Source organism: Sphingomonas sp. (genome assembly GCF_017745215.1).
In the GTDB taxonomy this organism is placed as follows: Bacteria; Pseudomonadota; Alphaproteobacteria; order Sphingomonadales; family Sphingomonadaceae; genus Sphingomonas.
In genome coordinates, this window is record NZ_JAGHZV010000020.1 from 55,449 (window position 1) to 76,332 (window position 20,884).

Consider the following 20,884-nt stretch of genomic DNA (forward strand, 5'->3'; position numbering starts at 1 on the left):
CGCCGGGATGACGGCTTCGCTTTAGTTTCACGCGAGCCGCCGCTAGGATCGCCATGAACTCAGGGGTTTGGGCTGACATGCGACTGAAGCTGTTCCTCGCGCTGCCCTCAGCGCTGCTGCTGACCGCCGCGCTCGCGCCGGGCGAGCCGGCGCCGAAGATGAGCATCGGCGACATCCAGCAACTCCACACGCCGCTGCCCGCGCCTTATCGCCCCGGGGCCGACGCCACGACGGAAGTGAAGGCGGCGCTCGAACGGGCCAAGGCGCGGGGCAAGCCGCTGCTGATCGATTTCGGCGCGAACTGGTGCCTTGACTGCCGCGTGCTCGCGGGGGTGCTCGAGGTCCCCGAACTCAAGGCCTATGTCGCGCGCAACTTCGAGCTGGTGCAGGTCGACGTCGGCCGCTTCGACCACAACATCCAGATCGCGCAGGGCTATACCGGCGAGCCGCTCGGCGCGATTCCGGCGGTGTTCGTGGTCGATCCGGCGACCGGCAAGCTGCGCAACCGGCGCGACACGCTGGGGCTCGGCGATGCGCGCGTGATGAAACCACAGGCGATCGCCAACTGGCTGGCGAAGTGGGGCCAATGATCGAGCTGGTTCCCCCGATCGAGAGCCCGTGCGTCAACATCTGCCGGGTCGAGCGCGGCAGCTGCGTCGGCTGCGGGCGGACCGTCGCCGAGATCGCGCGCTGGGGCAGCACCACCGACGAGGACCGCAGCGCGGTGATGGCCGAACTGCCCGCGCGGATGGCGCGGCTGCGCAAGGCTGGGTGACGCGCGCGTCGCTGGCCGCGCTCAGGCCGGTGGCGACTTGGTCGCGCGCGACGAGAGCCAGTCGGTGAGGGCCGAGAGCACCGCAGTCACCACGAACGTGAAATGGATGATCGTCGCCCACATCAGCTCGGTCGGGCCGATCTCGGAGCCATGGCCGATGCCCATGAACAGCTTGAGCAGCTGGATGCCCGAAATCGCGACGATCGAGGCGTAGAGCTTGAGCTTCAGCCCGGCGAATGTGGTCGTGCCCATCCAGGCGGGGCGATCCTCATGGCCCTCGGTGTCGATCTTCGAGACGAAGCTCTCATAGCCCGCGAGGATCACCACCAGCACCAAGTTCGCCGCGAGCGCGAGGTCGAGCAACGTCAACACCATCAGGATCGCATCCTCGACCGACAGCGTCGCGATCTCGACGATCGAGCCGAGGAAGGTGCGGATGAACACCGCCGCCAGTACGAGGATCGCAGCGATCAGCCCGACATAGAAGGGCACGAGCAGCCAGCGCGAAGCGAACAGCCCGTTCTCGAATCCGCGTTCCAGCTTCTTGAGCATCTTTCCCCCTGTCGCCCGTGGCTTAGCGCCCCAGGCTAGGCAGGGATATGCTGCGGTGCAACCTATTCGGCGTCCTCCTCGGCATCCCGTCCCAGAACATATCTACATCCAGCCTCCGGCTCCGAGTCGCTGCCGCATCGAGGGATGAAAAGTCACAAAAGTCACAACCCGTCGCGGCGATTCCGATGCCTGATCCCTGCCAGGTTCAAAGACCTACTGAATTGCTCCAGCGCTCCAGCCAAGCAGGTGAAATCCTACATTACAAGCCACGCCGCCCCGAGGCCGCGCGGGCGACGCGGACTTCCACCGTTCTCGCCGAACGTCGATCCAGCCCGGCGCTCAGGCCGGCGCTTGCTCCGGCATCAGCGCGTCGTCCTGGGCATTCGCGCGCAGATAGGCGTCGCGGCCCGAGAGGCGTTCGAAATAGGCGACGAAGGCGTCGCGCCGGGGCAAGGTGCCGAACTGCACGCCCCAGCCCACCGCCGAGCCGACATAGACGTCGGCCGCAGTGAAGCGATCGCCAGCGATATAGCGATGCGCCGACACCGCCTTCTCGAGCACGTCGACCGCGGCGGCATAGGTGCCGTAGCCGAACATCCGCGTCTGCTCGGGCGACGGCTCGAACTTGGCGTGGTTGTTGGTCACCGCCTGCTCGATCGGGCCGGCAGCGAAGAACAGCCAGCGGTAATAGTCGGCGCGCTCGTCCTCGGTGGGGGCAAGGCGGGCTTCGGGAAAAGCCTCCGCCAGATAGGCGCAGATCGCCGCGCATTCGGTGACCACCTTGCCGCGATGGACGATCGCCGGCACCTTCCCCATCGGATTGACCGCGAGATAGGCCTCGCTCTTCATGCTGTCGGCATAGCCGAGCACCACCGTGTCATAATCGGCACCGGTCTCTTCGAGCATCCAGCGCGCGATCCGCCCGCGAGACATCGGATTGGTGTAGAGGGTCAGTTCGCTCATCTCGTCTCTCCCCGGGGGACGCGACTCGGGCGTCGCCAGAACAAAATAGGAACCAGAATCGCCGCGAGGTCAAGCCGCGAGGATCGGAACGGCGGCGTTCCGGCTGGCGCAAGCCGGCGATTCCAGCCTAGACGATGCCATGGACCTCGGCGCCTATTTCGCACGCATCGGCTATTCGGGCCCCCGCGCGCCCGACCTCGCCACGCTGACCGCGCTGACGACGCGCCATGTCGCGAGCGTGCCGTTCGACAATCTCGACGTGCAGCTCGGCCGGCCGGTGACGATCGGCCTCGACGCGGCGTTCGCCAAGCTGGTGGGCGCGCGGCGCGGCGGCTGGTGCTTCGAGCAGAACGGGCTGTTCGGCTGTGCGCTGGGCGAGCTGGGGTTCAGCGTTCGGCGGATCGCCGCGGGCGTGATGCGTGCCGAACGCGGCGACGCGGCGCTGGGCAATCATCTCGCGCTCATCGTCACGCTCGAGGGCGCCGACTGGCTGGTCGACGTGGGCTTCGGCGGGAGCCAGGCCCGGCCGATCCCGCTCGCCGAGGGCGAGCACCCCCACTCGCCCTATCGCATCCGGCTCGTGCGGCTCGGGAACGGCTATTGGCGATTGAGCGAATGGACCGATCCGGCAAAGCCGTTCAGCTTCGACTTCGCTGGGACGCCGGCGGACGAGGCGCTGCTCGCGGCGAAATGCGAGGCGCTGCAAGTGAGCGCCGAATCGCCTTTCGTGCAGAACCTCGTGGTGCAGCAGCGGCATGGCGACACGCACCTCAGCCTGCGGGGGCGGGTGCTGGTGGAGAAATCCGCGGCGTACGAGACGCGGCGCCTGATCGAGAGCGCGGACGATCTGGTCGAGACGATCGCGACCCGGTTCGGGATGGACGTGCCCGAAGTCGCGGGGCTGTGGGAACGCGTGCGCGAGCGGCACGAGGCACTGTTCCCGTCGCAGGGAGCTTGAGCACGGCAAGGCTCCCAGACCAAAGCCGTCACCCCGGCCCCGTGCCGGGATGACGGTGAGCGGCCGAGCGGAGGCCCCAGCTTACTTCTTGAACGGATCGATGAACGCCGGCGTCTCGACCACGCCATGCTCGGCGAGCTCGGCTTCGCGCGCAGCGGCTTCGCGCTCGGCGCGGAGCTGCTCGATCAGCGCCTCGCGGTCGCCTTCCAGGCGCGTGTCGGTCGGCGCTTCGATGCCCGCAGCCTTCGCTGCCTTCGCCACCGCCGAATCGAGCTCGCGCTGCGTGGTGAGGCCCAGCGTCACCGGGTCCTTGGGAACGATGTTGGCGATGTTCCAATGGCTGCGGTCGCGGATCGCGGCGATGGTGGTGCGGGTGGTGCCGATCAGCTTGCCGATCGCGCCGTCCGAGATTTCCGGGTGGTGGCGCAGGATCCAGGCGATGCCGTCTGGCTTGTCCTGTCGCTTCGAGACCGGCGTGTAGCGCGGGCCCTTGGTGCGGCGGACCTGGTCGGGGCCCTTCATCATCTTGAGGCGGTAATCGGGGTTGGCCTGGCCGCGATCGATCTCGTCCATCGTCAGTTCGTGCGCGCGGACGGGGTCGCGGCCGGTGAGCTTGGTCGCCGCGGTATCGTCGGCGATCGCCTGCACCTCCAGGATGTGGAGCCCGCAGAAATCGGCGATCTGCTCGAAGGTCAGCGAGGTATTCTCGACCAGCCAGGAAGCGGTCGCATGCGGCATCAGCGGCTGGGCCACTATGGTTCTCCGAACACTAGAAACAATAAGGGCCGCCCCTTGCCGGAGCGGCCGCGTCACGCGGGTGACTTAATCCGATCGGCCAGCAGGAGCAAGCGCGTTAAGGCTTTACTTGCTCAGGCCGCCTCGCGGACCGGGCGGATCTGGACCAGCGCGTGGAGGAACTGCGCCGCGCTCGCTTCCCAGGTGAAGCTGCGGCCATAGGCGGCGCAGGCGGCCCGGTCCTTGGTCAGCGCTTCGCCGATCGCCACCGTCAGGTCCGCATCCATCGCGCCGGTCTCGGGCGTGAGCACGTCGATCGGGCCGGTAACCGGATAGGCGGCGACGGGGACGCCGCACGCCAGCGCCTCGATCATCACCAGCCCGAAAGTGTCGGTCTTGCTCGGGAAGACGAACACGTCCGCCGCGGCATAGGCCTGCGCCAGCGCCTCGCCGAACATCGCGCCGAGGAACCTGGCCTCGGGATAGCGCGCCGCGAGCGTCGCCCGCGCCGGGCCGTCGCCGACGACCACCTTGGTCCCGGGATGGCTCGACGCGAGGAACGCCTCGAGATTCTTCTCGACCGCGACGCGGCCGACGTAGAGCTGCACCGGCCCCCGGAGGTCCCTCATCGCGGAAAGCGGCTCGGCGCCGGCGCGGAAGGTCGAGAGGTCGACCCCGCGGCCCCAGTGGCGAACCTGCTTCAGCCCATGGTCGACCAGCGACTGGCGGATCGATGGCGTCGAGGCGAGGATCGTCGAACTCGGCTCGTGGAACCAGCGGATGTAGCGCCAGATCCACTCCGCCGGCACCCCCGAGCGCGCCGAGACATAGTCGGGGAACTGGGTGTGATAGGCCGTGGTGAAGGGGAAGTCGTTCCTGAGGCACCAGCGCCGCGCCGCGACGCACAGCGGCCCCTCGGTCGCCAGGTGGATCGCGTCGGGGTCGAACTCCTCGAGCAGGCCGCCGACGCGCGAGACGCTGGCGATCGCCAGGCGAATCTCGGGATAGGTGGGGCACGGCAACGAGTGGAACAGGTCGGGCGAGATGACCATCACGCCATGGCCATGCGCTTCCAGCACGCGGCGCACCGACTGGAGCGTGCGCACGACGCCATTGACCTGCGGCTCCCATGCATCGGTTACGATCGCGATCCGCATCGGCTCGTAGTCCTCTACGCGGCCAGGGTCGTCACCCGTTCCCGGGGCTTCTCCCTTGCTGTGATTTCGTCCACCCAGTGAAGAATCTCCATGCGGCCATCGTGGTGCTCGACCAATGCGGTACAGCCCTCGACCCAATCGCCGTCGTTATAATAGTCGACCCCGTGGATCCTGCGGATCTCGGCAGCATGGATATGCCCTGCCACGACTCCGTCAACTCCCTTGGCGCCGGCCTCGCGTGCGACGACCTCCTCGAAGCGCGAGATGAAGGAGACGGCGTTCTTGACGCGCGACTTGGCATATTTCGAAAGCGACCAATAAGGTAGCCCCATCAGGCCGCGCACCGCGTTCAGCCAGCGGTTGCAACCCATCAGCATCTCATAGGCCATGTCGCCGACATGCGCGAGCCAGCGGTGCGAGAGCATGATCGCGTCGAACTCGTCGCCGTGGAGGACCAGCAGCCGGCGGCCGTCGGCGGTCTCGTGGACCGCGGTGCGGCTGATCTCGACGCCGCCGAAGTTCAGCCCGGTGAACTGGCGGAAGAATTCGTCGTGGTTGCCGGGGACGTAGACGATCCGCGTGCCGCGGCGCGCGCGCTTGAGGATGCGCCAGACGATGTCGTTGTGCGCCGACGGCCAGTAGAAGCGCTTGCGGAGCGCCCAGCCGTCGATGATGTCGCCGACGAGGTACATGATGTCGCTGTCGACATGGTCGAGGAAGTCGATCAGGGCCTCGGCGTTGCAGCCGCGCGTGCCGAGATGGACGTCCGAGATCCACACGGTGCGGTAGCGCCGCCGCTCGGTGACGGCACGCTCGGGAATCGAAGGCGTCGAAGCGGCGAAGTCGGAAACGTCGAACGGAAGCCTGGTAATCGTCGCCATTGCGCGAAACCCCAGCAGTTTGCCCTTGCCTGTAGGCGGCCTTTGGCGGGGGAATGTTACAAATAGAATCGTTGGCGTTTCATGGACTTGTCATATTTCTTCGGGGAAAGTCCGGGTCCCGCCGGGTTGAGGCGAATCAACTGGTTGAGCCGACTCGGGTTTCGCTTGCGATCGCTGTCGCGCCGGCGCGATCCTTCATCGCTGCATTGACCCACGCATTCAAAAATAATTCCTCACGCTCCGATCGTCACATGCCCCGGCTGCGCGGCGACGCGGGCGAGCCAGGTCTGGACATGGGGATAGTCGCCCAGCCGGAAGCCGCCGTCCTCGCAAACGTGCGTGTAGGCGTAGAGCGCGATGTCGGCGAGGGTGAAGCTCCCCGCGGCGAACCAGTCGTGCGCCGCCAGATGCGCCTCCATCAGCTGCAGCGCCGCTTGGCCCGCCGCGCGCTTGCCCGGCAGCATCGCGCGCTGGACATCGCTGAAATTGTCCTCGCCGATCCAGCCGTACCAGAAGCGCAGCGTCGCGACGTTGGGCTCGTGGTTATACTGTTCCCAGAACATCCAGCGCAGCATGTCGGCGTGGTCGAAGGGATCGGCCGGGACCAGCGCCGAGCCGTCGGCGAGATAGTGGCAGGCGGCGTTGCTCTCGGGCAGGAAGCGGTCGCCGACCTGGAGCACCGGGATCCGGCCGTTGGCGTTCACCCCTTCGAGGAACGCCGGCGTGCGCGTCTCGCCCGTCATGATGTCGTACTCGCGCCGCTCGAGCGCGAGGCCGAGGTGCGCGGCGGTCAGCCGGATCTTGTAGCAATTGCCCGACCGGGCATATTCGTGAAGCACCAGCGTCATGTCGGAACCCTCCCTCGCTGCCGCTTCCATGCGGATCGGGCCGCCGCGGTCCAATCGAAACCGCGCGGCGAATTGCAAGCTGGACTTATGGGTCGACGCTCAGTCGATCAGCCCCAGTTCCTCGCGGCGCTTCACCTGGGCGCGGTGCCAGAGCCACAGCGCCAGCCCCAGCCCGGCGACCCACAGCCAGCCCCAGCAATGGTTCCAGAAGGGGAAGAGATTGCCTTGGGTCACGTCGCCGCCGTTGGCCTTGTTGACCGCCGCCATCGCCGGCGGTTCGAGGGGGCCGTAGATCGTGCCCCAGTCGTTGCGCACATAGACGACGTCGCCATACTCCCTGTACCAGCCGAACGGCATGCCGAAGAAGCCGATCTCGCGGATCGAATAGCCGACCGCCGGCGCGGTCATGTTGGCGAAGCTCGCCGGCGCGACCGTCTGGCCGTGCGCGGCGCGGAAGACGCGGAGGAACTGCTCGGCCTTGCTCGTGCGGTTCCGGACCTGGACCCCGCCCGCCAGGATCTCCCCGGTCAGGTCGCCGAGCTCGCTCGGCACCTTGATCGCTCGCATGTGCGCCACCACCGGCTGATCGTGCAGCACCCAGTAGCGCGGGCTGCCGAGCAACCCATAGAGCAGCACCAGCGCCAGCACGCCCACGACGATCTTGAACGGCAGCAGCCGCTTCGCCTCGTTTCCCCCCATCGCGCCTTCCCCCGAATGACTTGCGCGATCTTAACGCCTCCTCTGCGCGATTCCACCCGGCCGATCGCTCTATAAGAGTCCGAAGGAGTAAAGGGCGTGCAAGGACTGGACATCATCTACCACGAGCATCGCGAGCTCGTGCGGCTCACCGAGGCCGTCATGGCCGTTGCCAGCGAGCCCGAGCTCAGCATCGATCGAATCGCTGCCGCCCGCCACGCACTCGGCAAGGTGATCGTCACCCATGTCCTCAACAAGCAGGCGCTCATCACCGCGACGCTGCAGGCCAGCGAAGACCCCGAGCACCGCCGGCTCGCATGGAAGTTCACCCAGGACCTGATCAAGCTCCGCCAGAGCACCACCCAGCATTACGGCGTGTGGACGATGGAGCGCATCTGCAAGGATCCCAAGGGCTTCCACGCCGGGGTGAGCGAGCAGCGCCGGCTGCTCCGGCTGCGCATCGCCTGGGAGGAAAAGGAAGTCTTCCCGATCGTCGCCCGCCTCCTCGCCGCGAGCGAGCCGGAGCGTCGCCGGGCCTGATCAGCCGCCGACCTGGAGCACGATCTTCCCCACATGCTCCCCCGATTCCATCCGCCGGTGCGCGCCCGCGGCGTCGGCGAGCGGGAACACCGAATCGATCACCGGCTTGAGCCGCCCCTCGGCGACATGCGGCCAGACGGTGCGCGCGAGCTCGTCGGCGAGCATCGCCTTGAACTCGACCGAGCGCGGGCGCAGCGTCGAGCCGGTCAGCGTCAGCCGGCGGCGCATCACCTGCCAGATCGGGATCGTCGCCTCGACGCCGCGCTGCACCGCGATCGAAACGTGCCGGCCGTCCTCGGCGAGGCAGGCGAGGTTGCGCGGGACATAGTCGCCGCCGACCATGTCGAGCACGACGTTCACTCCCGCGCCACCGGTGATCGCCTTGACCCGCGCGACGAAATCCTCGGCCTTGTAGTCGATCGCATGCGCGGCCCCCAGGTCGAGCGCCGCCCGGCACTTGGCGGCCGAGCCGGCCGTCACGATCACGCTCAGCCCGAAGAGCTGGCCGAGCCCGATCGCCATCGTGCCGATCCCGCTGGTGCCGCCATGGACGAGCACGGTCTCGCCCTCGACCGCATAGGCGCGCTCGAACAGGTTGCTCCACACGGTGAACAGCGTCTCGGGCATCGCCGCCGCCTCGACCATCGAGAGCGATTCGGGGACGGGCAGGCAGGTGCCCGCGGGCGCCACGGCATATTCGGCATAGGCGCCGCCCGCGATCAGCGCGCAGACCGGCTGGCCGAGCAGCTCCGCCGGCGCGCCCTCGCCCACCGCGACGACCTCGCCCGCGCATTCCATGCCGAGGATCGAAGGCGCGCCGGGCGGCGGCGGATAGACGCCCATGCGCTGCATCACTTCGGGCCGGTTCACGCCGGCGGCGGCGACGCGGATCAGCAGCTCGCCCGGCCCGGGCCTGGGCACCGGCCGTTCGACGGGCACCAGCACCTCGGGCCCGCCGGGTGCCTCGGGATCGATCGCGAGCATGCGTTCGGGAAGGTTCATCGGGACCGTTTCGGAGCGAGTGACGCGCCGACTTGGCCGCTCGGTGGGGCTTCGGTCAAGCGGGTGTGACGCCAGCGCAACAAACTATCGGCCATCGGCGAAATGTGACAGAAGAGTCACACCCCAAACCTGGATCAACCGGCCATGCAACCGACCGCGGTTTACCGTAGTTTCCACCGTGGGACTCGCCCCGCATTGACTTAGGACGGTGCCGGGACGACCCTGGAGACACGATGGATATCGACGACAATCTGCCGCGTCGAAAGGACGATCTGCTCCGCCAGCTGGCGAGCCAGGACCTCGATCCGCTGTCGGTCGAGGAACTGGAGGAGCGGATCACCGCCCTCGAAGCGGAAATCGTGCGTGCCAAGACACGAATGGAACGCGCCGTTAACCATCGCGCAAGCGCTGACGCCCTATTCAAGCGATGAGCGTTCGTGCACCGGCAATCGGGCGATACGCCGCCAGACGCCGGTGCAGGGCCGAAACGCTTGATGCGGCGCCCTGTCCTCCCGACATAAGGGATCAACGGGCCCAGTGTCTCACCGGCCCGACTGGAGTGTCATTGCATGCCTAGTTTCGCCTCCGCGCTCGAATCCACGCTTCACAAGGCCCTTGAGGCCGCCAGCTCGCGCCGCCACGAATATGCGACGCTCGAGCACCTCCTCCTGGCGCTCGTCGACGACGAGCATGCCTCGAAGGTGATGAGCGCCTGCGGCGTCGATCTCGCCGAACTCAAGACCACCGTCGCGCATTATCTCGACACCGAGCTGGAGGCGCTGAAGGTCGACCAGGCGACCGACCCCTCGCCCACCAGCGGCTTCCAGCGCGTCGTCCAGCGCGCGATCCTCCACGTCCAGTCCTCGGGTCGCGACGAAGTGACCGGCGCCAACGTGCTCGTCGCCTTGTTCAGCGAGCGCGAGAGCTATGCGGTCTATTTCCTCCAGCAGCAGGACATGAGCCGGCTCGACGCGGTCAGCTTCATCTCGCACGGCGTCGGCAAGGGCGGCGCGCCCAGCGAGACGCGCGAAGTGAAGGGCGCGGCCGAGGAAGAGAAGCAGGCCAAGCAGGAGACCAAGAGCGGCAAGGGCGAGAGCGCGCTCAAGCAGTTCACCGTCGACCTCAACGAGAAGGCGAAGATCGGCAAGGTCGATCCGCTGATCGGCCGCACCGCCGAAGTCGACCGCACCGTGCAGATCCTGTGCCGCCGCTCGAAGAACAACCCGCTCTATGTGGGCGATCCGGGCGTGGGCAAGACCGCGATCGCGGAAGGGCTCGCGCGCAAGATCATCGAGGGCGACGTGCCCGACGTGCTCAAGCCCGCGGTCATCTATTCGCTCGACATGGGCGCGCTGCTCGCCGGCACCCGCTACCGCGGCGACTTCGAGGAGCGGCTGAAGCAGGTCGTCTCCGAGCTCGAGAAGCTGCCGCACGCGATCCTGTTCATCGACGAGATCCACACGGTGATCGGTGCTGGCGCCACCTCGGGCGGCGCGATGGACGCGTCGAACCTGCTCAAGCCGGCGCTGTCGGGCGGCACGATCCGCTGCATCGGCTCGACCACCTACAAGGAGTTCCGCAACCACTTCGAGAAGGACCGCGCGCTGCTGCGGCGCTTCCAGAAGATCGACGTCAACGAGCCGACGGTCGAGGACACGATCAAGATCCTCACCGGCCTGCGCTCGGCGTTCGAGGACCATCACTCGGTCAAGTACACGCCCGAGGCGATCAAGTCGGCGGTCGAGCTCTCGTCGCGCTACATCAACGACCGCAAGCTGCCCGACAAGGCGATCGACGTGATCGACGAGGTCGGCGCGATGCAGATGCTGGTGCCGCCGTCGAAGCGCAAGAAGACGATCACCGTGAAGGAGATCGAGCAGGTGATCGCGACGATGGCGCGCATCCCCCCGAAGACCGTCTCGAGCGACGACACCAAGGTGCTCGCCAACCTGGAGACCGATCTGAAGCGCGTGGTGTTCGGCCAGGACAAGGCGATCGAGGTGCTGAGCTCGGCGATCAAGCTGAGCCGCGCGGGATTGCGCGAGATCGAGAAGCCGATCGGCAACTATCTCTTCTCCGGGCCCACCGGCGTCGGCAAGACCGAAGTCACCAAGCAGCTCGCCGAGCTGCTCGGCATCCCGCTCCAGCGCTTCGACATGTCGGAGTATATGGAGCGCCACAGCGTCTCGCGGCTGATCGGCGCCCCTCCCGGCTATGTCGGCTATGACCAGGGCGGCCTGCTCACCGACGCGGTCGACCAGAACCCGCATTGCGTGCTGCTGCTCGACGAAGTCGAGAAGGCCCATCCGGACCTGTTCAACATCCTCCTGCAGGTGATGGACAACGGCAAGCTGACCGACCACCACGGCAAGACCGTCGACTTCCGCAACGTCATCCTGATCATGACGACCAATGCGGGCGCTTCGGACATGGCGCGCGAATCGATCGGCTTCGGCCAGCTCAGCCGCGAGGACGTCCAGGAAGACGCCGTGAAGAAGCTCTTCACGCCGGAATTCCGCAACCGCCTCGATGCGATCGTGCCGTTCGATTACCTGCCCACCGAAGTGGTGAGCCGCGTGGTCGACAAGTTCATCCTGCAGCTCGAGCTGCAGCTGGCCGACCGCAACGTCCACATCCAGCTCGACGATGCCGCCAAGGTGTGGCTCACCGAGCGCGGCTACGACAAGCTCTACGGCGCACGCCCGATGGGCCGCCTGATCCAGGAGAAGGTCAAGCAGCCGCTCGCCGAGGAGCTGCTGTTCGGAAAGCTCATCCACGGCGGCGAAGTGAATGTGAAGCTGAAGGACAATGCGCTGGTCTTCGAGATCACGCCCGCCGCGCCGAAGCCCAAGAAGGGCGGCAAGAAGACGGTAGCGGCCAAGGCCGGCAAGTAAGCTTCGAGTATCGTCGATCGTGATCGCCGCCGCTCCCCCGGGAGCGGCGGCGATTTCGTTTGGGGGCAACGGAAAAGCCCTCCCCTGAAGGGGGGCAGGTCGGCGAGACCCTAAGCCGCGGTCGCCAGCTTCGGTCGCGCGCGGCGGAAGGGGATGTCCCAGGTTCGGTAGGTCAGCGCGCGCCACACCCATTCGAGCGGGCCGTAATGGTAGCGCGCGAGCCAGGCCTGGGCGAAGCCCATCTGCGCGGCGATCGCGATCAGCGCGACGACGAGGCGCGTCTGCGCGTCCCAATCGTCCCACAGGCCGAGACCCCAATTGTAGAAGGTCGGCACGAACACCACCGATTGCGCGACGTAGAAGGTCAGCGTCAGCCGCCCGACCGGCGCGAAGACGCGAAGCAGGGAGCGTCCCCAGCCCTGGAACAAAGCGATCAGCAGCAATGCCCAGGCCGCGCTGCCCGCCAGCCCCAGCCAACTCGACAGCAGGTAGCGCAGCTCGCGCGCCGCGGCCTCGCCATAGCCATGGTCGATCACCCAGCTCGCCGCGGGCTCGCGCACCAGCTCGAGCGCGATCGCCAGCGGCACCGCGATGCCCAGCGCGATCCAGCGCACCTTGGCGAAGGCCTCGGGCCGCGCGAAGAAACCGATACGGCCGAGCACCAGCCCGAAGAGATAGAGGCCGAGGATCTCGAGCAGCCGCCCGGTCTCGATCATGAACCACCATTTGGGCAGCTGGCCGACCCAGAGGTTGGCCGTGAAATAATCCCAGAACGAGCCGCCGGTGTACGCCGCCATCGCCGGGTCGACCCAATGGTTGGGCGAGGCATTGGCCCAGCCCGCCCCTGCCGCAGCGGCGAAGAAGCTGACGATCAGCACCGGCCCGCTCAACGCGGCGATCGCGAGGGCGAGCAGGATGCGGTTGTCCTTGATCCGGTCGGCGAGCAGCAGCACGAAGCCCATCATCGCGAGCAGCTGGATGATGTCGCCGCGATAGACCAGCGAATGGATCGTGCCGATCCCCACCAGCATCAGCAGGCGCCACGCGAAGCGCGCCGTGAAATCCACCCCGCGCTTGGCGGCGCGGTCCATCAGGATGAAGAAGCTGAAGCCGAAGCACAGCGCCAGCAGCGAGAAGCTCTTGCCCATGAAGAACAGGAAGACAGTGTCGACGATCGGGCCAGGCTGGGGCTTGGCCCAGTAGAGCTCGTAGCATTCCATCATGTGGACGAGGAACAGGCCGGAGAGCGCGAATCCGCGCAGCACGTCCACCACTTCAAGCCGCTGGTCCGCGCTCGCGCGCGGCGGATACGCCGTACCGGACATCAGTCTCCTTCCGATCTGTCGGGGCGAGCATATAGGCCGCGCGCCAAGGAACGAAACAGGAAAGGCTTTGCTCCGTTATTGCAGGCGTTTACCGAATGTTGTCGATGCGTACCTAGTCCGGTGGCCATGTTCAGGAGGGCGGGCCTGGTACGATCGCTGGCAGCGGGCTTTGTCCTGCTGGCGGCGCTATGGCTGGTTCCGGCCGCGCCGGCGCATGCCCAGGCCGGCGTCGCGGGCCAGCCCCTCGGCGTCTGCCTGCTCCGCGACCGGCCGGGGCTCACTGCCGCCGAGGTGCTGCGCCATCCCCAATGGTTCGACTGCAACACGTCGCAGTACAAGCTCGGCGCGGGCGACTGGTGGGTGCTCTCCAGCCCGGTCGACCGGCTCTCCAGCGCGAGCGACCCGCTTGCGGTGCGCTATGCGACGCTGTGGCAGCGCGGCGCCACGCTCAACGTCGTCTATGCCGACGGCCATGTCGCCGCGACGCATGCCGACCGTTTCCAGCTCAACCGGCTGGTCCAGCTCGGCGCGCAGACCGAGCAGCCGATCCCGGCCTCGCACTCCCGTGTCGCGCGGCTGCTCTGGCACGTCGAGGATTCGGCCAACATGCGCGGCGTGATGATCGGCGCGCGCGTCGTGACCGCGCAGGAGAGCGCGCGGGCAAACCTCACCATGGGAGCGATGTACTCGGCCTTCGCGGGGCTGTGCATCGCGCTGCTGGTGTTCAACCTCGCGCTCTGGGGCGCGATGCGGCACCGCTTCCAGCTCTATTATTGCGCGATGGTCGCCTCGCTGCTGGCCTATGCCTTCTCCTCTTCGGGCGCGCTCTCCTGGGCGCTGCCGCATGCCCCGAACACGCTGCGGCTGCGCTTCAACTATCTCGAGCTCAGCCTCGCCGGCGCCGCCGCGCTGATCTTCGCGCGCAGCTTCTTCGAGGAGCGCGTGTTCGCCGACTGGCTCGGCAAGCTCACCGTCATCTGCGCGAGCGTGATGATCGGCGGCGGGCTCGTCTTCTTCTTCGCTGCGCCGCTCGCGGTGCGCACGGTCGACCTGGTGTTCACGCTCACCTTCCTCGGCATGGCGACCGTGGTGGTGCCGACCCTCTGGCGCGCCTGGCGGACGCGGAGCAACTATCTCTGGCTGTTCGCGATTGCCTGGGGGCTGCCGATCCTGACGGCGATCCTGCGCGTCTTCGCCAACCTCCACATCGTCGACTGGAGCTTCTGGCTCGACAATTCGACGCTGATCTCGATGGTCGCCGAGGCGCTGCTCTCGAGCTTCGCGATCGCCTATCGGATCAAGCTGCTCGGCAAGGAGCGCGACGAAGCGATCCTCGGCGAGGAGCTGGCGCGCCGCCTCGCCGACCTCGATCCGCTCACCGGGCTGCTCAACCGCCGCGCCTTCCTCGAGCAGGCGATCGGGCGGGATGGCGCGCAGGTGCTGCAGATCGCGGACCTCGACCATTTCAAGTCGGTCAACGACACGCTCGGCCACGACGGCGGCGACGAAGTGCTGCGGCTGTTCGCACGGATGCTGCGCAATGCGGTGCCGGCGGGAACGCTGGTCGCGCGGATCGGCGGCGAGGAGTTCGCGATCCTCAGCGACGCGCACAGCGCGGTCGAGCCCGAGATCGTGCTGGCGCGGCTGCGCGCGACGCGCATGCCCTTCGACCTCACGGTGACCGCGAGCATCGGCAGCTGCTCGGGCCTGCTCACCAACGAGCGCGAGTGGAAATCGCTCTACCGCGGCGCCGATTCGGCGCTGTTCGAAGCCAAGTCGCAGGGCCGCGACCGGGCCCGCTGCGCCGCCGCGGCTTGAGGCTCAACCTAAGCCTTGGTAGGCCTTGTCTCGGCCCGACCCCCTGCTTACAGCCCTGTCAATGAGCGATCCCGAGCACGCCTGGCGCACTGCCTATCGCCACCCCGGCGCCTGGGACACGCCCTTCCCGCCGACCTCGATGGTCGAGCTGTTCGAAGCGAGCGCGACCGCGCATCCCCAGGCGCGGCTGCTCGATTTCATGGGGCGCCACTACAGCTATGCCGAGGTCCGGAACGGCGCGCATCGCGTCGCGCACGGGCTGGCGGCGCTGGGCTATGGCAAGGGCGACCGGATCGGGCTCTTCCTGCCCAACGTGCCGCACTATGTCGCGGCCTATTACGGCATCCTCCGCCTCGGCGCGACGGTGGTGAACTTCTCGCCGCTCTACACCGCCGAGGAACTGGCGCACCAGGTCGACGATTCGGGAACGCGGCTGCTGTTCACGCTCTCGGCCTCGGCGCTGCTGCCGACGGCGCTCAAGGTGCTGGAGGGCAGCAGGCTCGAGCGGCTGGTGGTGGGATCGGTGGCGGGCGCGCTGCCCGCGGCCAAGTCGATCTTCTACCGGCTGTTCAAGGGCGGCGAAGTCGCGGCCCGGCCCGAGGATGCGCGCATCTCGGCCTTCTCGCAGCTGATCGCCAACGACGGCAGCTTCACGCCTGCGCCGGTGGATCCCGAGCACGACATCGCGCTGATCCAATACACCGGCGGCACCACCGGCACGCCAAAGGGGGCGATGCTCACCCACCAGAACCTCTCGGCGAACGCGCGCCAGGTCGCGCTGCTCGATCCCGAGCTGGGCACGGCGCGCGACACGATCCTGGGGGTGCTGCCCTTCTTCCACGTCTTCGCCAACACCTGCGTGCTCAACCGCACCGTGCTGACCGGCGGCGAGATCGTGATGCTGCCGCGGTTCAACGCCAAGCAGGCGCTCGCCGAGCTGCGCCGCACGCGCCCCCGCTCGCTGCCCGGCGTGCCGACGATGTACCAGGCGCTGATCGGTGCGCCGGGGATGCGGCCGGGCGACTTCACCAGCCTGCGCTTCTGCGTCTCGGGCGGCGCGCCGCTCCCCGAGCAGCTCAAGCAGAGCTTCGAGAAGATCACCGGCGCGCGGGTGATCGAAGGCTATGGCCTGTCCGAAAGCTCGGGCGTGGTCTCGACCAACCCCTATGCCGGGCTCAACAAGCCCGGGACGATCGGCCAGCCGATCGCGGCGACGCGGGTGCGCCTCGTCGACAAGGAGAACCCGCAAGCGCCAGCCCCCGAGGGGCAGCCGGGGGAGATCGTCGTCGCCGGGCCGCAGATCATGAAGGGCTATTGGAACCGACCCGACGCCGATGCCGAGGTGTTCGTGACCGATGCCGAGGGCGTGCGCTGGCTGCGCACCGGCGACGTCGGGCTGATCGACGACGACGGCTATATCTCGATCGTCGATCGCCTCAAGGACATGATCGCGGTCGGCGGCTTCAAGGTGTTCCCGAGCCAGATCGAAGCGGTGCTCTACCAGAATCCGGCGGTGAAGGAGGCGCTCGTGCTCGGGTTGCCCGACGCCTATCACGGCGAGCTGCCGCACGCCTATGTCACGCTGGCCGACGATGCGACCGCCGACGGGCCCGAGCTGACGACCTGGCTCAACGCGCGGATCGGCAAGCACGAGCGCGTCGCCGAAGTCGTGGTGCGCGAGAGCCTGCCCAAGACGATGATCGGCAAGCTGAGCCGCAAGGATCTGAAGGCGGAGATCGCGGCGGAGGCGTCTTAGAACGCAGCAATCGCTCCCTCACCCGTCATCCCGGCTTTCGCCGGGATGACGGTGGTTGGATTGGGTCGGCCGCAGCGGTAGACTCGATGCCTGAGGAGAGTTCGATGACCCCATTCCGCTTCGCCGCCCCGCTACTCGCCCTGCTCGCGGTGCCCGCCGCCGAGGCGCGCCAGCAGCCCGCGCCCCAGCGCGTCGACGTGGCGATGAGCAACTTCAAGTTCAGCCCCACGACGATCCGGATGAAGCCGGGCGCCGCTTATGTGCTGCACCTGACGAGCAGCGGCAGCCACAGCTTCGAGGCCAAGGCCTTCTTCGCCGCCGCGAAGGTCGCCCCGGCGGACCGCGCGAAGATCGCCGGCGGGAAGGTCGAGGTCGATTCGGACGCGCCGGTCGACATCCACTTCATCGCGCCCGCGGCGGGAACCTATCCGGTGCGCTGCACGCATTTCCTGCATGCGAGCTTCGGAATGACGGGGCAGATCGTGGTGGGGTGAGACCAAAAAGCCCCTCCCCTTCAGGGGAGGGGTTGGGGTGGGGCATGTAAGTCTCACCGAGATCGAGGCCCGTGCTTGCCGGACAGCCCCCACCCCAACCCCTCCCCTGAAGGGGAGGGGCTTAAAGGGCTCAAAGGTCCTCAATCGCCCCCGTGCACCGGTTCCCCGTACATCACGGCCTTCAAATTCATGAACTCGTGCATCCCCCAAGGCCCCAGCTCGCGGCCGTGGCCCGAGAGCTTCACCCCGCCGAACGGCGCCTCGGGGGTCGAGGCGAGCAGCGTGTTCACCGCCATCATCCCCGATTCGACGTCGCGCGCGAACCGCTCGATGTCGGCCTCGTCGTTGCTCCACACCGCCGAGCCCAGCCCGTACGGCACGTCGTTCGCCAGCGCGACCGCATGGTCGATGTCGTTCGCCTTGTAGACCACCGCGACCGGCCCGAAGATCTCCTCCTTCGCCACGTCGTTCCCGGGATCGAGCCCCACCAACACCCCCGGCGTCATCCACGCGCCCGGCCGGTCGATCGGCTCCGCGCCGAACAGCAGCGTCGCGCCCTCGGCCTTCGCCCGCGTGACCTGCTCGAGCACCGTGTCGCGCTGCTCGACGCTGGAGAGCGGTCCCATCACCGTGTCCGCCGCCATCGGATCGCCGATCTTCACCGCCTTCATCCCCGCGACGAACTTGTCGAGGAACGCATCATAGACGTCGGCGTGGACGATCATCCGCTTGGCGCAGATGCAGCTCTGCCCGGCGTTCTGCACGCGCGCGGTCACCGCGGTCCTCGCCGCCGCGTCGAGATCGGCCGAGGGCATCACGATCAGCGGGTCCGACCCGCCGAGCTCGAGCACGACCTTCTTGAGCGCCTTGCCCGCCGCGCTCGCCACCTGCACGCCCGCGCCTTCGCTGCCGGTCAGCGTCACCGCGACCACGCGCTTGTCGGCGATGAGGTCCGCGACCTTGCCCGACCGAATCGCGAGGTTCTGGAACAGCCCCTCGGGCGCGCCCGCCGCGCGGATCAGCTCGTCCATCAGCGCGCCGCAGCCCTGCACGCTCGACGCATGCTTTAGCAGCGCGACATTGCCCGCCATCAGCGTCGGCGCGAGGAATCGCACCACCTGCCAATAGGGGAAGTTCCACGGCATCACCGCGAGCACCGGCCCCATCGGCAGCCAGCGCGCCACCGCATGGCCCGACGCGGTCTTCACCGTCTCCGCCTCGAGGTACGACGCACCCTGCGCGGCGTAATGACGGAAGCCGAAGATGCATTTGTCGACTTCGGCGATCGCGGACGTGATCGTCTTGCCCATCTCCGCCACCGCCGTCTCGGCGAGGCGGCGCTTGCCGGCTTCCCAGCGGTCGGCGATCGCCGTCAGCAGCGCGGCACGCTCTTCCAGGCTCGTCTCGCGCCACAGCCGGAACCGCGCGTGCGCGCGCTCGAGCGCGGCTTCGATTCCCGCATCGTCGAGCTCGGCGATCGGCGCGGCGGCTTCGCCGGTGGCGGGGTTGATGCTGGTGAACATGAGGCGCGACTCCGGATCCGGGGGAAGGAACGCCGCTCAGCTAGGCCCAGCCCCACGCCACTTCAATTGCCCGAAGGCATGTTGCCTTTGCCCCGCCGCCTGCCGCATAGCGCGTCCATGGCAGAGGAAGCGGATGTTGCGGGGCTTTCGTTCGAGGAAGCGCTGAAGGAGCTCGAACGGATCGTCGGGCGGCTGGAAAGCGGCGACGCCCAGCTCCAGGAAGCGATCGACCTGTACGAGCGAGGCGACAAGCTGCGCCGCCAGTGCCAGGCGCGGCTCGATTCGGCGCAGGCGCGGATCGAATCGATCCGGCTCGATGCCGAGGGCCGGCCGGCGGGCACCCAGCCCTTCGCCGCGGGCTGAGTGGAGCGCCGGGGGATCATGCCCGCCTCGCTCGCGCTCGAGGCTGCGCTGCGCCAGGTCTCCGACGAGATCGATCGCCAGTTCGATCTGCTGCTCCCCATCCCCGAGGATCCGCGCGCCGGGCTCTACGCCGCGATGCGCCACGCCGCGATCGGCGGCGGCAAGCGCCTGCGCCCGCTGCTCGTCTTCGCGACCGGGCGGCTGTTCGGCGTCGACCGCAGCTGCACCGCGCGCGTCGCCACCGCAGTCGAGTGCATCCACGTCTATTCGCTGATCCACGACGATCTGCCCGCGATGGACGACGACGACCTGCGCCGCGGCAAGCCGACCGTCCACAAGGCCTTCGACGAGGCGACCGCGATCCTCGCGGGCGACTGCCTCCATGCGCTCGCCTTCGAGATCCTGTCGCACGAGACGTCGCATCCCGACCCCTTCGTGCGCATCGAGCTGACCGGCGAGATCGCGCGCGCTGCGGGCCCCTCGGGCATGGCGGGCGGGCAGATGATGGACCTCGAGGCCGAGAAGGCGAGCTTCGACCTGCCGACGGTCACCCGGCTCCAGGCGATGAAGACCGGCGCGCTGATCGCCTGCTCGGTCGAGGCGGGCGCGATCCTCGGCCGCGTGCCGCCGGAGGGGCGCACGGGCCTGCGCGGCTATGCCCGCGACGTCGGCCTCGCCTTCCAGATCGCCGACGACATCCTCGATGCCGAGGGCGACGAGGAACTCGCCGGCAAGAAGCTCCGCAAGGACGGCGCGCGCGGCAAGGAGACCTTCCTCTCGCTGCTCGGTCTCGATCGCGCGCGTGAGCAGGCGGGGATGCTCGTCGAGCAGGCAGTGGCGCATCTCCACACCTTCGGCACCGAGGCCGACCTGCTGCGCGACATCGCCCGCTACGTGCTGGAGCGCGACCGGTGAGCGCCGCGCGGCCGTACCCTCGCTGAAAGGCAGACCATGACTCTCCGCACCGGCGTCTATCCCGGCACGTTCGACCCGATCACGCTCGGCCACATGGACATCATCCGCCGCGGTGCCAAGCTGGTCGACCGGCTGGTGATCGGGGTGACCACCAATCCTTCCAAGTCGCCGATGTTCACGCTCGCGGAGCGGATGGCGATGGTCGAGCGCGAGACCGCGGGGATCGGCGGCGACATCCGGGTCGTCAGCTTCGATTCGCTGCTGATGGACTTCGCCGAGCGCGAAGGGGCCAGCATGATCGTCCGCGGGCTGCGCGCCGTCGCCGACTTCGAATATGAATATCAGATGGCCGGGATGAACCAACAGCTCAACGACCGGATCGAGACGGTCTTCCTGATGGCCGACGTCTCGCTCCAGCCGATCGCGAGCCGGCTGGTCAAGGAGATCGCGCTGTTCGGCGGCAAGATCCACAAGTTCGTCTCGCCCGCGGTCGAGGCCGAGGTGGCGGCGCGGGTGGACGTGCTGGGCCGCAAGGGCAGCTGAGCTTTGCGTCGCGATGCGGCACCGGCCCGCTCCCCCACCCGGCCACCCAACGGAAGTTTATTCTATGGGTGGCCGGGTGGGGGAGCGGGCCGGTGCCGCATCGCGACGCAAAGCTCAGCTGCCCTTGCGGCCCAGCACGTCCACCC

At 67.9% G+C, this 20,884-nt stretch carries 22 protein-coding genes; 12 read left to right on the forward strand and 10 right to left on the reverse strand.

The window, feature by feature from the left end:
- Positions 1–77 precede the first annotated feature (77 nt).
- Together J7495_RS17300 and J7495_RS17305 are read left to right on the forward strand one after the other, a co-directional pair.
- A complete protein-coding gene (locus J7495_RS17300) occupies positions 78–590 on the forward strand; it encodes a thioredoxin family protein (protein WP_294058085.1) in 513 nt (170 codons plus the stop codon).
- Positions 587–775, forward strand: coding sequence for a DUF1289 domain-containing protein (locus J7495_RS17305; protein ID WP_294058086.1), 189 nt, complete (start codon positions 587–589; stop codon positions 773–775). The genes J7495_RS17300 and J7495_RS17305 overlap by 4 nt, the downstream gene beginning before the upstream one ends.
- Positions 776–796: 21 nt before the next feature.
- Here the strand turns inward: J7495_RS17305 and J7495_RS17310 are convergent, their stop codons facing one another.
- A complete protein-coding gene (locus tag J7495_RS17310; RefSeq protein WP_294058087.1) occupies positions 797–1,327 on the reverse strand; it encodes a TIGR00645 family protein in 531 nt (176 codons plus the stop codon).
- A 339-nt stretch (positions 1,328–1,666) separates the two neighbouring features.
- Positions 1,667–2,290 (reverse strand): glutathione S-transferase family protein, encoded by a 624-nt coding sequence (locus J7495_RS17315; protein WP_294058089.1) that lies wholly within the window; start codon positions 2,288–2,290, stop codon positions 1,667–1,669.
- Positions 2,291–2,429: 139 nt separating this feature from the next.
- On the opposite strand from J7495_RS17315, the gene J7495_RS17320 reads away from it, so the two are divergent.
- Positions 2,430–3,248, forward strand: coding sequence for an arylamine N-acetyltransferase (locus J7495_RS17320; RefSeq protein ID WP_294058090.1), 819 nt, complete (start codon positions 2,430–2,432; stop codon positions 3,246–3,248).
- An 81-nt stretch (positions 3,249–3,329) separates the two neighbouring features.
- Here J7495_RS17320 and J7495_RS17325 read toward each other — a convergent pair whose 3' ends face one another.
- The 5 genes from J7495_RS17325 to J7495_RS17345 form a co-directional block, all read right to left on the reverse strand.
- Positions 3,330–4,001 carry a DUF1013 domain-containing protein gene (locus J7495_RS17325; protein WP_294058092.1) on the reverse strand — a complete coding sequence of 224 codons (672 nt, stop codon included), beginning with the start codon at positions 3,999–4,001 and terminating at the stop codon, positions 3,330–3,332.
- A gap of 116 nt (positions 4,002–4,117) precedes the next feature.
- Positions 4,118–5,140, reverse strand: a complete 1,023-nt coding sequence (locus J7495_RS17330; protein WP_294058093.1) for a glycosyltransferase family 1 protein — start codon at positions 5,138–5,140, stop codon at positions 4,118–4,120.
- 14 nt (positions 5,141–5,154) lie between these two features.
- The gene (locus J7495_RS17335; RefSeq protein WP_294058094.1) at positions 5,155–6,021 is read right to left on the reverse strand and encodes a UDP-2,3-diacylglucosamine diphosphatase; all 867 of its coding nucleotides are present in this window, start codon (positions 6,019–6,021) and stop codon (positions 5,155–5,157) included.
- A 233-nt stretch (positions 6,022–6,254) separates the two neighbouring features.
- Positions 6,255–6,869, reverse strand: a complete 615-nt coding sequence (locus tag J7495_RS17340; RefSeq protein WP_294058096.1) for a glutathione S-transferase family protein — start codon at positions 6,867–6,869, stop codon at positions 6,255–6,257.
- A gap of 99 nt (positions 6,870–6,968) precedes the next feature.
- Positions 6,969–7,568 (reverse strand): hypothetical protein, encoded by a 600-nt coding sequence (locus J7495_RS17345; RefSeq protein ID WP_294058098.1) that lies wholly within the window; start codon positions 7,566–7,568, stop codon positions 6,969–6,971.
- A gap of 96 nt (positions 7,569–7,664) precedes the next feature.
- Between J7495_RS17345 and J7495_RS17350 the strand changes: the two genes are divergently transcribed.
- A complete protein-coding gene (locus J7495_RS17350) occupies positions 7,665–8,105 on the forward strand; it encodes a hypothetical protein (protein ID WP_294058100.1) in 441 nt (146 codons plus the stop codon).
- Here J7495_RS17350 and J7495_RS17355 read toward each other — a convergent pair whose 3' ends face one another.
- The gene (locus J7495_RS17355) at positions 8,106–9,107 is read right to left on the reverse strand and encodes an NAD(P)H-quinone oxidoreductase (protein WP_294058101.1); all 1,002 of its coding nucleotides are present in this window, start codon (positions 9,105–9,107) and stop codon (positions 8,106–8,108) included. It abuts the gene before it with no gap.
- Positions 9,108–9,340: 233 nt separating this feature from the next.
- Here J7495_RS17355 and J7495_RS17360 point away from each other — a divergent pair, with 233 nt between their 5' ends.
- Both J7495_RS17360 and clpA read left to right on the forward strand, forming a co-directional pair.
- Positions 9,341–9,538, forward strand: coding sequence for a DUF1192 domain-containing protein (locus J7495_RS17360; protein WP_294058103.1), 198 nt, complete (start codon positions 9,341–9,343; stop codon positions 9,536–9,538).
- Between the two features lie 138 nt (positions 9,539–9,676).
- Positions 9,677–12,001, forward strand: coding sequence for an ATP-dependent Clp protease ATP-binding subunit ClpA (clpA, locus tag J7495_RS17365; RefSeq protein ID WP_294058104.1), 2,325 nt, complete (start codon positions 9,677–9,679; stop codon positions 11,999–12,001).
- A gap of 110 nt (positions 12,002–12,111) precedes the next feature.
- Here clpA and J7495_RS17370 read toward each other — a convergent pair whose 3' ends face one another.
- Entirely contained in the window at positions 12,112–13,326 is a 1,215-nt protein-coding gene (locus tag J7495_RS17370) for a DUF418 domain-containing protein (RefSeq protein WP_294058105.1), read from the reverse strand.
- Positions 13,327–13,452: 126 nt separating this feature from the next.
- Between J7495_RS17370 and J7495_RS17375 the strand changes: the two genes are divergently transcribed.
- The 3 genes from J7495_RS17375 to J7495_RS17385 all read left to right on the forward strand — a co-directional run bounded on the left by J7495_RS17375 (position 13,453) and on the right by J7495_RS17385 (position 17,394).
- A complete protein-coding gene (locus J7495_RS17375) occupies positions 13,453–15,144 on the forward strand; it encodes a diguanylate cyclase (RefSeq protein ID WP_294058117.1) in 1,692 nt (563 codons plus the stop codon).
- 61 nt (positions 15,145–15,205) lie between these two features.
- Complete coding sequence (locus tag J7495_RS17380; protein ID WP_294058107.1) at positions 15,206–16,900, forward strand: AMP-binding protein; 1,695 nt, start codon at positions 15,206–15,208, stop codon at positions 16,898–16,900.
- A 104-nt stretch (positions 16,901–17,004) separates the two neighbouring features.
- Positions 17,005–17,394: a plastocyanin/azurin family copper-binding protein gene (locus J7495_RS17385; protein WP_294058109.1), complete on the forward strand. Its 390-nt coding sequence runs from the start codon at positions 17,005–17,007 to the stop codon at positions 17,392–17,394.
- 140 nt (positions 17,395–17,534) lie between these two features.
- On the opposite strand, the gene J7495_RS17390 is transcribed toward J7495_RS17385, so the two are convergent.
- Positions 17,535–18,917, reverse strand: coding sequence for an NAD-dependent succinate-semialdehyde dehydrogenase (locus tag J7495_RS17390; protein WP_294058110.1), 1,383 nt, complete (start codon positions 18,915–18,917; stop codon positions 17,535–17,537).
- Positions 18,918–19,034: 117 nt separating this feature from the next.
- Here J7495_RS17390 and J7495_RS17395 point away from each other — a divergent pair, with 117 nt between their 5' ends.
- Genes J7495_RS17395 through coaD form a run of 3 tightly spaced genes read left to right on the forward strand, consistent with a single transcriptional unit; the run spans position 19,035 to position 20,738 of the window.
- Positions 19,035–19,280 (forward strand): exodeoxyribonuclease VII small subunit, encoded by a 246-nt coding sequence (locus J7495_RS17395; RefSeq protein ID WP_294058112.1) that lies wholly within the window; start codon positions 19,035–19,037, stop codon positions 19,278–19,280.
- A gap of 18 nt (positions 19,281–19,298) precedes the next feature.
- Positions 19,299–20,195: a polyprenyl synthetase family protein gene (locus J7495_RS17400; RefSeq protein ID WP_294058113.1), complete on the forward strand. Its 897-nt coding sequence runs from the start codon at positions 19,299–19,301 to the stop codon at positions 20,193–20,195.
- Positions 20,196–20,231: 36 nt separating this feature from the next.
- Entirely contained in the window at positions 20,232–20,738 is a 507-nt protein-coding gene (coaD, locus tag J7495_RS17405) for a pantetheine-phosphate adenylyltransferase (protein ID WP_294058115.1), read from the forward strand.
- The last annotated feature ends 146 nt before the right edge of the window (positions 20,739–20,884 follow it).

What these genes read in the sequence shown, in the direction of transcription:
- J7495_RS17300 (WP_294058085.1), top strand. Translation starts at nt 78, where the DNA reads ATGCGACTGAAGCTGTTCCTCGCGCTGCCCTCAGCGCTGCTGCTGACC.
- J7495_RS17305 (WP_294058086.1), top strand. Translation starts at nt 587, where the DNA reads ATGATCGAGCTGGTTCCCCCGATCGAGAGCCCGTGCGTCAACATCTGC.
- J7495_RS17310 (WP_294058087.1), bottom strand. Translation starts at nt 1,327, where the DNA reads ATGCTCAAGAAGCTGGAACGCGGATTCGAGAACGGGCTGTTCGCTTCG.
- J7495_RS17315 (WP_294058089.1), bottom strand. Translation starts at nt 2,290, where the DNA reads ATGAGCGAACTGACCCTCTACACCAATCCGATGTCTCGCGGGCGGATC.
- J7495_RS17320 (WP_294058090.1), top strand. Translation starts at nt 2,430, where the DNA reads ATGGACCTCGGCGCCTATTTCGCACGCATCGGCTATTCGGGCCCCCGC.
- J7495_RS17330 (WP_294058093.1), bottom strand. Translation starts at nt 5,140, where the DNA reads ATGCGGATCGCGATCGTAACCGATGCATGGGAGCCGCAGGTCAATGGC.
- J7495_RS17335 (WP_294058094.1), bottom strand. Translation starts at nt 6,021, where the DNA reads ATGGCGACGATTACCAGGCTTCCGTTCGACGTTTCCGACTTCGCCGCT.
- J7495_RS17340 (WP_294058096.1), bottom strand. Translation starts at nt 6,869, where the DNA reads ATGACGCTGGTGCTTCACGAATATGCCCGGTCGGGCAATTGCTACAAG.
- J7495_RS17345 (WP_294058098.1), bottom strand. Translation starts at nt 7,568, where the DNA reads ATGGGGGGAAACGAGGCGAAGCGGCTGCTGCCGTTCAAGATCGTCGTG.
- J7495_RS17355 (WP_294058101.1), bottom strand. Translation starts at nt 9,107, where the DNA reads ATGAACCTTCCCGAACGCATGCTCGCGATCGATCCCGAGGCACCCGGC.
- J7495_RS17360 (WP_294058103.1), top strand. Translation starts at nt 9,341, where the DNA reads ATGGATATCGACGACAATCTGCCGCGTCGAAAGGACGATCTGCTCCGC.
- clpA (WP_294058104.1), top strand. Translation starts at nt 9,677, where the DNA reads ATGCCTAGTTTCGCCTCCGCGCTCGAATCCACGCTTCACAAGGCCCTT.
- J7495_RS17370 (WP_294058105.1), bottom strand. Translation starts at nt 13,326, where the DNA reads ATGTCCGGTACGGCGTATCCGCCGCGCGCGAGCGCGGACCAGCGGCTT.
- J7495_RS17375 (WP_294058117.1), top strand. Translation starts at nt 13,453, where the DNA reads ATGTTCAGGAGGGCGGGCCTGGTACGATCGCTGGCAGCGGGCTTTGTC.
- J7495_RS17380 (WP_294058107.1), top strand. Translation starts at nt 15,206, where the DNA reads ATGAGCGATCCCGAGCACGCCTGGCGCACTGCCTATCGCCACCCCGGC.
- J7495_RS17385 (WP_294058109.1), top strand. Translation starts at nt 17,005, where the DNA reads ATGACCCCATTCCGCTTCGCCGCCCCGCTACTCGCCCTGCTCGCGGTG.
- J7495_RS17390 (WP_294058110.1), bottom strand. Translation starts at nt 18,917, where the DNA reads ATGTTCACCAGCATCAACCCCGCCACCGGCGAAGCCGCCGCGCCGATC.
- J7495_RS17395 (WP_294058112.1), top strand. Translation starts at nt 19,035, where the DNA reads ATGGCAGAGGAAGCGGATGTTGCGGGGCTTTCGTTCGAGGAAGCGCTG.
- J7495_RS17400 (WP_294058113.1), top strand. Translation starts at nt 19,299, where the DNA reads ATGCCCGCCTCGCTCGCGCTCGAGGCTGCGCTGCGCCAGGTCTCCGAC.
- coaD (WP_294058115.1), top strand. Translation starts at nt 20,232, where the DNA reads ATGACTCTCCGCACCGGCGTCTATCCCGGCACGTTCGACCCGATCACG.